This window comes from Pseudoroseomonas cervicalis ATCC 49957 (assembly GCF_000164635.1).
Lineage (GTDB): Bacteria > Pseudomonadota > Alphaproteobacteria > Acetobacterales > Acetobacteraceae > Pseudoroseomonas > Pseudoroseomonas cervicalis.
The window spans coordinates 321,367-330,964 of sequence record NZ_GG770778.1; the positions used below are offsets into that span (position 1 = coordinate 321,367).

A 9,598-nucleotide genomic window follows, 5' to 3' on the forward strand; every position below is an offset into this window, starting at 1 on the left:
GTTGCGGCGCCTGGCTGCGCTGCGCGGCGGCCTGGCCGGGCAGCAGCAGCGTGCCGAGCGCGCCCGCCATGGCGGCGAATCCGGCGCCCGGCCCCGGGACGACAGAAGACGGCCGCGTCACCGGCAATGATGCCAGAAGCAGGGCCAGCACCACCCCCACGCGAAGCCGCATCCAGACCGATCTCCACCAAGCCGTGCGCAGCATGCGAGGCGCCATGCTGCGGTGCAAGCGGCGGCATGTCGGAGGCTTCACTTTACGCTTTGCCGTGGCGCGGATATCGCACACCGTAGAAACAAGTGAACAAAGTCCGGAGGAGTTCCATGTTGCGCCGCACCCTGTTGACCGCCGCGGCCGCCGGCCTGGCCATGCCCTGGCTGCCCGGCGCCGCCCGCGCGCAGCAGCAGCGCTTCGCCAGCCTGCATGTCTTCGTCCCCGCCGGCCCCGGCGGCGGCTGGGACGGGCTCGGCCGCGCCATCGAGCAGGTGGCCCGCCAGGCCGGCATGGTCGGCAATTTCCAGTTCGAGAATGTCGGCGGCGCCGGCGGCACGGTCGGCCTGCCGCGCTTCATCCAGCAGCGCCGCGGCCGCGAGGGCAGCATCATGATCGGCGGCGCCGTCATGGTGGGCTCGGTGCTGGCCAACAAGTCGCCGGTCGGGCTGAAGGACGTCACGCCGATCGCCCGCATGACCAGCGAGCCCGGCGTCATCGTGGTGCCCGCCAGCAGCGACATCCGCGGCCTGAAGGGCTTCCTCGACGCGCTGAAGGGCAATCCGGGCGCCACCTCGGTGGCCGGCGGCAGCGCCGGGGGCATGGACCACATCCTGCTCGGCCTGCTGCTGAAGAGCCAGGGCCGCTCGGCCAAGGACGGCTCCTACGTCGCCTTCGCCGGCGGCGGGCCGGCCCAGGCCGCCATCCTCGGCGCCCAGGTCCGCGCCGGCATCTCCGGCGTCTCGGAATTCGCCGAGCAGATCAAGGCCGGCCGCATGCGGGCGCTGGCCACCTCGGGCGAGGCGCGCAGCCTGCCCGACGTGCCGACGCTGAAGGAAAGCGGCATCGACATCACGCTGGGCAATTGGCGCGGCGTGTTCGGTCCGCCCGGCATCAAGCCGGAGACCCGCGCCGAGCTGCTGCGCTTCGTCACCGAGCTGCACGCCCTGCCGGCCTGGAAGGAGCTGATGCAGCGCCAGGGCTGGGAGGATGCCTTCCTCTCCGGCGACGACTTCGCCGAGTTCCTCAAGCGCGACGAGGCGGCCACCGCCGAGGTGCTGCGCGAGGTCGGCCTCATCTGATGGCGCCGCGCGGCGGCGGCCGGCTCCTGCCCGGGGCCGGCCCGGATCTCGCGGTCGGGCTGCTCGTCCTCGCCCTCGGCCTGCTCTGCCTGTGGCAGGCCTGGGCGATCCCGGTGACCCCGCTCTACGCCCAGGTCGGCCCGAAATTCATGCCGACCCTGGTCGGGCTGCTGGTGCTGGCGGTGGGGTCCGGGCTGACGCTCGCCGCCCTGCGCGGTGGCTGGTCGCGCGACCTCGAGGAGGTGCAGGAGGCGCCGCCCACCAATTGGCGCGCCCTCGGCCTGCTCGGCGCCGGGCTGCTGGCCAATCTGGTGCTGATCGACACGCTCGGCTTCGTCTTCGCCGCCACCGCGCAATTCGTGCTGGTCGCCGCCGCCTTCGGCAGCCGCCATCCGCTGCGCGACCTCGGCATCGGTGTCGCGGTGACGCTCGGCGCCTATCTCGCCTTCGACAAGCTGCTCGGCGTGAACATCGGCGCCGGCATCCTGGAAGGGATCCTGTAAGTCCATGGATGTCTGGACCGGCCTGTCCTTCGGCTTCGGCAACGCGCTGACGCTGACCAATCTCGGCTGGGCGCTGCTCGGCTGCTTCCTCGGCACCGCGATCGGCGTGCTGCCGGGCATCGGCCCGGCGCTGACCATCGCGCTGCTGCTGCCGATCACCTTCCAGGTCTCGGCCACCGGCGCCTTCATCCTGTTCTGCGGCGTGTTCTACGGCGCCATGTATGGCGGCTCCACCACCTCGATCCTGCTGAACACGCCGGGCGAATCGGGCTCGATCATCACCGCGCTGGAAGGCGCGAAGATGGCCAAGAACGGCCGCGCCGGCCCGGCCCTGGTCACCGCCGCCATCGGCAGCTTCGTCGCCGGCACCATCGGCACGCTGGGCATCTCCTTCCTCGGCCCGATCGTCGTCGAGCTGGCCCTCAAGCTGGGGCCGGCCGAGTATTTCTCGCTGATGGTGCTGTGCTTCGTCACCGTCTCGGCGGTGCTCGGCGGCTCGGCGCTGCGCGGGCTGACCTCGCTCGGCCTCGGCCTGCTGATCGGCCTGGTCGGCATCGACCTGCAGACCGGCCAGCCGCGCCTGACCTTCGGCGTCCCGGAACTGCTCGACGGCATCGACGTGGTGCTGGTCGCCGTCGCCCTCTTCGCGGTGGGCGAGACCCTCTACCTCGCCTGGCGCCATGTCGAGGGCAAGCAGGAGGTGCGCGAGGTCGGCCGGCTGATGATGACGAAGGAGGACTGGAAGCGCTCCACCGGCCCCTGGATGCGCGGCGCGCTGCTGGGCTTCCCCTTCGGCGTGATGCCCGCCGGCGGCACCGAGATGCCGACCATGCTGAGCTACTACGCCGAGCGGAAGCTCTCGAAGCACCCGGAGGAGTTCGGCACCACCGGCGCGATCGAGGGCGTGGCCGGGCCGGAAGCCGCCAACAACGCCGCCGCCGCCGGCGTGCTGGTGCCGATGCTGACACTGGGCCTGCCGACCTCGGCCACCGCCGCCATCATGCTCTCGGCCTTCCAGTCCTACGGCATCCAGCCGGGGCCGATGCTGTTCACCACCCAGTCCGAACTGGTCTGGACGCTGATCGCCTCGCTCTACATCGCCAACATCATGCTGGTGGTGCTGAACCTGCCGCTGGTGGGCCTCTGGGCGCGCATCCTGAAGATCCCGGTGCCGCAGCTCTACGCGGGTATCCTGGTCTTCGCCACCATCGGCACCTACGGCATCAGCAACAGCGTGGTCGACCTGATGCTGCTCTATGGCATCGGCATCATCGCCATGTTCATGCGCCGCTTCGACTTCCCGACCGCGCCGGTGGTGATCGGCATGATCCTGGGGCCGATGGCCGAGCAGGCGCTGCGCCAGGCGCTGACCATCAGCCAGGGCGACTGGTCCACCTTCGTCACCCGCCCCGTCTCGCTCGCCATCCTGGCGCTGGCGGTGCTGGCGCTGGTCGGGCCGCGGCTCTGGGTGGTGCTGTCGCGCCGCCGCGCGGCGGCCTGAAGGTTGAGGGGGCTTTGCCCCCTCAAGCTCCCCCAGCAGGGGACAGGGTCCCCTGCACCCGCCATCAGTTGAGATTCAAACAGATGGGTTTCCAAAGGCCTCAGGCCTTTGGTGGGGAGTGAGAGGGGCGAAGCCCCCTCTCAACAGCACACACCCTGTTTCCGAACCGCCGCTCAGCCGGGGGCCGCCTTGCCCGAACAGTCCATCCCCTATTTCTCCCAATGGGAAACGCCCGGCATGACGCTGGCGGTCCTCGCCGAGGGTGCCGAGCGCGCGCTGCTGCGCGACCCGGCCTGGCGCAACTCCGGCGCCGCCAGCGTCGAGGAATACGCGCGCTGGGCCGGGCATCTCTGCGGCATGGCCTGCCTGAAGATGCTGCTGGCGGGGCGCACCGGCATCGCCCACCCGATCCTGGAGCTGGCGCGCGGCTGCGCCGCCGAGGGCGGCTATGTCGAGACGCCGGAGGGCGACATCCGCGGCCTGATCTACGCCCCCTTCGTCAGCTACGTGGAAAAACGCTTCGGGCTGCGGGCGGACATCCGGCTGGATCTGGCCGCCGAGGACCTGCCCGCCCTGCTGCCGCCCGGCGGGTTCTTCCTGGCCTCGGTGCACAAGGACATCCGCTGGCCGGAGCGCGCGCCGCCAACGCGCGGCGGGCATCTGGTGCTGGTCACCCGGGCGACGCCGGAGGCCATCACCTTCCACAACCCCTCCGGCCATGAGCCGGCGGCGCAGGCCGATGTCGCGCTGCCGCCCGCGGTGTTCGGCCGCTTCTTCGCCGGGCGGGGCATCCTCATCGCCTGAGCGCGACGGGCGCGCTTGGCAGGACGGAGAAAAAAGCGCTTTGCTCGCAGCCTGACCGGGGCATGCGCAAGACCCCGGCAAGCCCCGAGGAGACGCCCATGCATGCCGGCCTACGCGCCCTGTTCCTGTCCTCGCTCGCCGCCGCCACGCTGGGTCTGTCAGCGCCGCCCGCCGCCGCGCAGAACGCCGCCGCCCCCGCCGAGCGCCGCGCCATCGCCGCCCGCGTCGAGCTGCACGCCATCCCGACCCGCACGCTGAGCGATTCGGATTTCCTCGCCGGCCGCGCCGAGGCCGGGCAGCCCGTCACCACCGCCGGCGAGTTCCGCATCGCCCAGGGCACGGGGCGGCTGCCGGTCGTGGTGCTGATGCACGGCTCCGGCGGCATCGGCCCGAATGTCGAGATGTGGTCGCGCCTGCTGAACGCCGAGGGCATCTCCACCTTCGCCATCGACGGCTTCACCGGGCGCGGCCTGGTCAGCACCAGCACCGACCAGGCGCGGCTCGGCCGGCTGAACCTGATCCTGGACATCTATGGCGCGCTCGACATCCTGGCGAAGCACCCGCGCGTCGATCCGCAGCGCATCGTGCTGATCGGTTTCTCGCGCGGCGGGCAGGCGGCGTTCTACGCGGCGATGCAGCGCTTCCACACGCAATGGAACCGCTCGGGCGCCGATTTCGCCGCCTACATCCCCTTCTACCCGGATTGCGCCACCCGCTACATCGACGACACGAAGCTGGTCGCCCGCCCGGTGCGGCTGATCCATGGCGAGGCGGATGACTACAACCCGCTGCGGACCTGCGCGGCGCAGGTGGAGCGGCTGAAGGCGGCCGGCGCCGATGTGACGCTGACCACCTATCCCGGCGCGCATCACGGCTTCGACACGCCGCTCTCCGACAGCCCCACGGTGGCGCGCAATGCGCAGACGGTGCGCGATTGCAGCATCGAGGAGCGCGCGCCCGGCCAGCTGATCAACACCGCGACCGGCCAGCCCTTCGCCTACACCGATGCCTGCGTGCAGCTGAACCCGCAGGTCGGCGGCGACCCGGCGGCGCGGGAGGCCTCGCAGCGCGCGGTGCTGGAGGCGGTGCGCGCCGCCATCCGCTGAAGGACAAGGCAGGCGGCGGGGCAGGGGCCCCGCCGCGCGTTTCTCAGAACAGCGCGTCGGCGCCGCCGAAGGCCAGGATATCGATGCTGACCGTGTGCGGCGTGCCGTCCAGGCTGCGGATGGTGATGGCGTCCGTCAGCTCCGCATGGGCCTCGCCCGGGGTGATGCCGAGCCCGGCATTGCCGGTGAAGAGGTAGTCCCACGCGCCCTGCGCGGTCAGCTCCAGCCGGCCATAGAGCCCTTCATAGAGGCCGGCCCGCAGCGAACTCTCGCCGCGGTCCGGGTCCCACATGTAGACGACCGAGCCGGACACGCCGGGGCCTGCCGCCTCGTGCACCACGCCATGCGTCTCGCCCATGAACACGGCCGGGTCGTTGCGGCCGAGGATGGTGATGCTCACCACCACCTCGTCCTGGCCGATGGTGCGCAGGGTGAAGCGCTCCTCCAGCACCTCGCCCTCGCGGAGATACTGGTAGAAGGCGGAATCGGCGGTGTAGCTCCAGCTGCCATCCGGCGACAGGCGCAGCCGCCCCGGGCCGCCGGTGGTGTCGATCACCGGTTCGCCATAGGTCTCACGCCCATCGGCCAGGACATGGACGGTGCGGCCGCCGAAGGTGGCGTCCATGCCGGATTCCAGCGGGTCCACATCCAGCACGGTGATGCGGCCGGTCAGCGTCGCGCCACTGTCCTCGTCGGTGCTGGCGGTCAGCCGGCCGGTGATGCTGGCGGGGGTGCCGCTGCTGACTGCGCGGCCCTCGGCCTGGCCGTATTCCAGGTAGTGGCGCAGCGGGTCGATGCCGGCGGCCGCCACATCCGGGTTCTGCGCCAGATAGACCTTGGTGATGAAGCCGCGCGAGGCGGCGATGCCCTCCCGCCAGCCCTGTTCCGAATAATGCGCCAGCGGGTCGGCGCCGATCTCCACCAGCTCCGGATGCTGCTGCAGGTAGAAGCCGGCATCGAAGAAGGGGTTGGCGTCGCGCGCCTCATGCCGGCCCCAGAGCAGGTAGTGCTCCAGCGGGTTGATGCCGGCTTCCGCCACGTCGGCGTTCTGCGCCAGGTAGAAGCTGGTGTCGAAGAGCGGGTTCGGGTCGCGCCCCTCCCTCCAGCCGAAGTTCAGATAGTGCTCGACCGGATTGATGCCGGCCTCGCGCACATCCTGGTTCACCCGCAGATAGTAGGCGCCGTCGAAGAGCGAGCCGGTGGCGCGCCCCTCCCGCCAGCCGAACTGCGCGTAATGCGCCTCGGCGGAGATCCCGGCCGCCAGCACGTCGGTATTGGCCAGCTGATAGGCCAGGTCGGCGATCAGCGGCGTGCCGGTGTCGAGCGGCAGGCCGGCGATGCTGACGGCCTCCGGCGCATAGGTCAGCACGCCGGAGCGGCCGATGAAAAAGGTCAGGACACCATAGCTGAAGCCGACCGAAATCGCCGGATCCGCCTCAAACCGCCCATTGTTGATATCGTAGAAGGAAAAGCCGAGGCGCTTCTCTCGGGTGACGTCGTAGAACATGGCGTGGCCTTTGGCAGGAATGCGTCAATGCCCCGGTGGGAGGCGGTCCCGAGGGTGATCGTTGCGATTCTGCCATCTTCGGCCTGCCCCGCCAACCCAGGGCCACGCTTGGTCCACGCCGCGCCGCTTCCCATATCCCTGGCCGAGGAGAATCGGAAAAATGGCCAGCGGCTGGGCCCCGGACGGGGCGGTGCAGGAGCAGATCGACGACACGGTGACCGATGCGGTGCTGCGCGCCCGCGCGCGCCTCGCCGCCGGTGGCGGCAACACCCATTGCGAGGCGTGCGGCGAGGCGATCCCAGAGGCCCGCCGCCGCGCCTTGCCCAATGCGCGCACCTGCGTGCCCTGCCAGTCGGCGCGCGATGCGCGCCCCGCCGCCTTCGGCATCAACCGGCGTGGCAGCAAGGACAGCCAGCTGCGGTAGAAGGCGGCGCGCTATTCCGCCGGCTCGACCCGCAGGATGCGGCCGCGCGCCTCGTCGGTCAGCGCGTACAGAAGGCCGTCCGGACCCTGCAGCACCTGGCGCAGCCGCTGCTGGCCCCAGAGCAACTTTTCCTCGGCGGTGATGCGGTCGCCCTCCAGCGTCAGCCGCAACAGCCCGGCGCTGCTCAGCGTGGCGAGGAAGAGATTGCCGCGCCAGGCCGGGAAGGCGTCCCCGGTGTAGAAGGTGCCGCCCGAGGGGCTGATGGCGGGCGTCCAGAAGCGCAGCGGGTCCTGCATGTCCGGGCGCGACGGCGCCTCGTGGATCCGTGCGCCGCTATAGGCGGTGCCGTGGCCGACCACCGGCCAGCCCAGATTGGCGCCGGGCTCGGGCAGGTTCACCTCGTCGCCGCCGCGCGGGCCCATCTCGATCTCGAAGACCCGGCCGCTCTCGGGATGCACCGCCAGCCCCTGCGGATTGCGCAGGCCATAGGCGTAGATCTCCGGTCGCACCCCCTCGCGCCCGAGGAAGGGATTGCCTTCGGCCGGGCTGCCATCGCGCTCCAGCCGCAGCAGCTTGCCGGCCAGATCGTCCAGCGCCTGGGCGCGTTCGGGGCGGCTCTGCCGGTCGCCGGTGGAGAGGTAGAGCTTGCCGTCGCCGGCGAAGACGATGCGGCAGCCGTAATGGCCATTGCCGGGCTGCGCCGGCGTGGCGTCCAGGATGGGCTGGGCGGCGTCCAGCCCGCGCGCATCGGCGGCCAGCCGCGCCCGCACCAGCCGCGTGGCGTTGCCGCCGCGCAAGGGCACGGCCTGGCAGAGATACAGCTCGCGCGTCGTGGCGAAATCGGGGGCGAGGGCGATGTCCAGCAGCCCGCCCTGGCCGGCGGCGGCCACCGCCGGCACGCCGGAGAGCGGGGGCGAGAGGCTGCCATCCCGCTCGATCAGGCGCAGCCGCCCGGGGCGCTCGGTCACCAGCAGCCGGCCATCGGGCAGGAAGGCGCCGCCCCAGGGATGTTCGAGCCCTTGGGCGAAGGTGGTGACGCGGAAGCGCGCCGCCTCGCTCTCCACCAGCCGGCCGCCCTGGGCCAGAGCGGGCAGGGCGGTGGCGCCCAAGGCCAGGGCCAGAGCCAGGACGCCGCCCAGCAGGCGGCGCCTCAGCCTGGGCGCGCCGCGATGGCCGGCGCGCGGCAGCGGATCAGCGGGCGAGGGCGCCAGCGATCCACTCCTTCATCTGGCTGCGCGGCATGGCGCCGACCTTGGTCTCCACCGGCTTGCCGTCCTTGAACAGGATCATGGTGGGGATGCCGCGCACCGCGTAGTCGTTCGGCGTCATCGGGTTCTCGTCGATATTGACCTTCGCCACGGTCAGCTGGCCGGCATATTCCTGGGCGATCTCGTCCAGGATCGGCGCGACCATGCGGCAGGGGCCGCACCACTCGGCCCAGAAATCGACCAGCACGGGGCCGGAGGCGCCCAGCACCTCGTCCTTGAAGCTGTCGTCGCTGACGGCCTTGGTGAATTCGCTCATGGGGCAGATTCCTTGGTCCCCGCCAAGGGCGGCGGGGTGTCGTGTTCCGGCGTAAGGTCGTGATCCGGGCGGCGCCGGTCAAGCGGAAGCATGCCAGGGTCGCCCATGCCGCCGGCGCGGCGCGGGCTCAGCGGGCGAAGGCGGTGCTGCCGCGCCGCAGCGCCTCCGCCCGGCCGTCGCGCGTCACCTCCCAGAGCGGGTTGTCCACCGCCAGCATCTGCCCGCCATCGCGCTGCACCGGGCGGATCAGCGCGGTGCCGCGGCCGCGGCTCTGCAATCCGAACAGCTCGAGCGGCACCCGCACATACAGCCCCTTGTCGAAGGAGCCCTCGCCGAAGCGGGCGGCGGAGACATTGGTGAAGGTGGCGAAGCCGCCCACCTCGATGCCGGACTCGAAGCGCCGTCCCAGCTCGATGGTGGTGCCCCAGTCGCCCGCCAGGTAGCGCCCGGCGCGCAGCACGCCATAGAGGTTCCACACCGGCAGGTCGGCATAGGCGGAGACATGGCCGGTGGCCACCGAATAGCCCAGGAAGCCCAGCTTCTGGTCGTAGTCGCGCTGCGCCACCCAGTTCAGGTCGAGGCCGAGCGCGAAGCCGCGCTGGCGCGGCCGCCACAGCAGCTCGGCCGAGACGCCGCCGAACATCGGCTCCAGATAGCCGGCGCTGGCGCGGGCGAAGAGGTCCGGCCCGGCATTCCAGATCCGCTCGGCATAGAGGGTGCCGAGCGCCGTCTTCCCCTGCCTTGCGTATTCGGCGTAGTCGCTGCGCACATGCGGCAGCACGCTGTCGGAGGGCAGCCCGCCCGAGAGGTTGCCGAGCAGCGCCTGCTGCACCGAGCCGGCCAGCGCCCAGCCATCGCCCAGCTCGACCCGCGCCGAGGCCGCCGCGCCGCCCTGCCAGCGCAGCGTGCGCGAGGGGTCGCCCAGCGCCACCGCCAGGC

At 71.5% G+C, this 9,598-nt stretch carries 10 protein-coding genes; 6 read left to right on the forward strand and 4 right to left on the reverse strand.

What is annotated here, in order from left to right; genetic code table 11:
- The first annotated feature begins 321 nt into the window (after positions 1-321).
- The 5 genes from HMPREF0731_RS08775 to HMPREF0731_RS08795 all read left to right on the forward strand — a co-directional run bounded on the left by HMPREF0731_RS08775 (position 322) and on the right by HMPREF0731_RS08795 (position 5,204).
- On the forward strand, positions 322-1,290 hold the full coding sequence (locus tag HMPREF0731_RS08775) for a Bug family tripartite tricarboxylate transporter substrate binding protein (RefSeq protein WP_007003733.1): 969 nt from the start codon (positions 322-324) through the stop codon (positions 1,288-1,290).
- The gene (locus HMPREF0731_RS08780) at positions 1,290-1,793 is read left to right on the forward strand and encodes a tripartite tricarboxylate transporter TctB family protein (RefSeq protein WP_040612592.1); all 504 of its coding nucleotides are present in this window, start codon (positions 1,290-1,292) and stop codon (positions 1,791-1,793) included. The genes HMPREF0731_RS08775 and HMPREF0731_RS08780 overlap by 1 nt, the downstream gene beginning before the upstream one ends.
- 4 nt (positions 1,794-1,797) lie before the next feature.
- Positions 1,798-3,294, forward strand: a complete 1,497-nt coding sequence (locus HMPREF0731_RS08785) for a tripartite tricarboxylate transporter permease (RefSeq protein ID WP_007003735.1) — start codon at positions 1,798-1,800, stop codon at positions 3,292-3,294.
- A 189-nt stretch (positions 3,295-3,483) separates the two neighbouring features.
- Complete coding sequence (locus HMPREF0731_RS08790; protein WP_007003736.1) at positions 3,484-4,098, forward strand: hypothetical protein; 615 nt, start codon at positions 3,484-3,486, stop codon at positions 4,096-4,098.
- A 98-nt stretch (positions 4,099-4,196) separates the two neighbouring features.
- On the forward strand, positions 4,197-5,204 hold the full coding sequence (locus HMPREF0731_RS08795) for a dienelactone hydrolase family protein (RefSeq protein WP_051014720.1): 1,008 nt from the start codon (positions 4,197-4,199) through the stop codon (positions 5,202-5,204).
- A 43-nt stretch (positions 5,205-5,247) separates the two neighbouring features.
- Here HMPREF0731_RS08795 and HMPREF0731_RS23105 read toward each other — a convergent pair whose 3' ends face one another.
- The gene (locus HMPREF0731_RS23105; RefSeq protein ID WP_007003738.1) at positions 5,248-6,711 is read right to left on the reverse strand and encodes a VCBS domain-containing protein; all 1,464 of its coding nucleotides are present in this window, start codon (positions 6,709-6,711) and stop codon (positions 5,248-5,250) included.
- A 160-nt stretch (positions 6,712-6,871) separates the two neighbouring features.
- Between HMPREF0731_RS23105 and HMPREF0731_RS08805 the strand changes: the two genes are divergently transcribed.
- Positions 6,872-7,135: a DksA/TraR family C4-type zinc finger protein gene (locus HMPREF0731_RS08805; protein WP_007003739.1), complete on the forward strand. Its 264-nt coding sequence runs from the start codon at positions 6,872-6,874 to the stop codon at positions 7,133-7,135.
- A gap of 11 nt (positions 7,136-7,146) precedes the next feature.
- Here the strand turns inward: HMPREF0731_RS08805 and HMPREF0731_RS08810 are convergent, their stop codons facing one another.
- From HMPREF0731_RS08810 to HMPREF0731_RS08820, 3 genes are all read right to left on the reverse strand, one after another.
- Positions 7,147-8,244 carry a PQQ-dependent sugar dehydrogenase gene (locus tag HMPREF0731_RS08810; RefSeq protein WP_007003740.1) on the reverse strand — a complete coding sequence of 366 codons (1,098 nt, stop codon included), beginning with the start codon at positions 8,242-8,244 and terminating at the stop codon, positions 7,147-7,149.
- Positions 8,245-8,326: 82 nt separating this feature from the next.
- Positions 8,327-8,659 carry a thioredoxin TrxA gene (gene trxA, locus HMPREF0731_RS08815; RefSeq protein WP_007003741.1) on the reverse strand — a complete coding sequence of 111 codons (333 nt, stop codon included), beginning with the start codon at positions 8,657-8,659 and terminating at the stop codon, positions 8,327-8,329.
- A gap of 127 nt (positions 8,660-8,786) precedes the next feature.
- On the reverse strand, positions 8,787-9,598 hold an 812-nt coding region (locus HMPREF0731_RS08820; protein ID WP_007003742.1), incomplete at its 5' end, for a YjbH domain-containing protein.

Excerpts from the sequence above, each read along its gene's own strand:
- HMPREF0731_RS23105 (WP_007003738.1), bottom strand. The coding sequence starts at position 6,711 with ATGTTCTACGACGTCACCCGAGAGAAGCGCCTCGGCTTTTCCTTCTAC.
- HMPREF0731_RS08780 (WP_040612592.1), top strand. The coding sequence starts at position 1,290 with ATGGCGCCGCGCGGCGGCGGCCGGCTCCTGCCCGGGGCCGGCCCGGAT.
- HMPREF0731_RS08775 (WP_007003733.1), top strand. The coding sequence starts at position 322 with ATGTTGCGCCGCACCCTGTTGACCGCCGCGGCCGCCGGCCTGGCCATG.
- trxA (WP_007003741.1), bottom strand. The coding sequence starts at position 8,659 with ATGAGCGAATTCACCAAGGCCGTCAGCGACGACAGCTTCAAGGACGAG.
- HMPREF0731_RS08785 (WP_007003735.1), top strand. The coding sequence starts at position 1,798 with ATGGATGTCTGGACCGGCCTGTCCTTCGGCTTCGGCAACGCGCTGACG.
- HMPREF0731_RS08805 (WP_007003739.1), top strand. The coding sequence starts at position 6,872 with ATGGCCAGCGGCTGGGCCCCGGACGGGGCGGTGCAGGAGCAGATCGAC.
- HMPREF0731_RS08795 (WP_051014720.1), top strand. The coding sequence starts at position 4,197 with ATGCATGCCGGCCTACGCGCCCTGTTCCTGTCCTCGCTCGCCGCCGCC.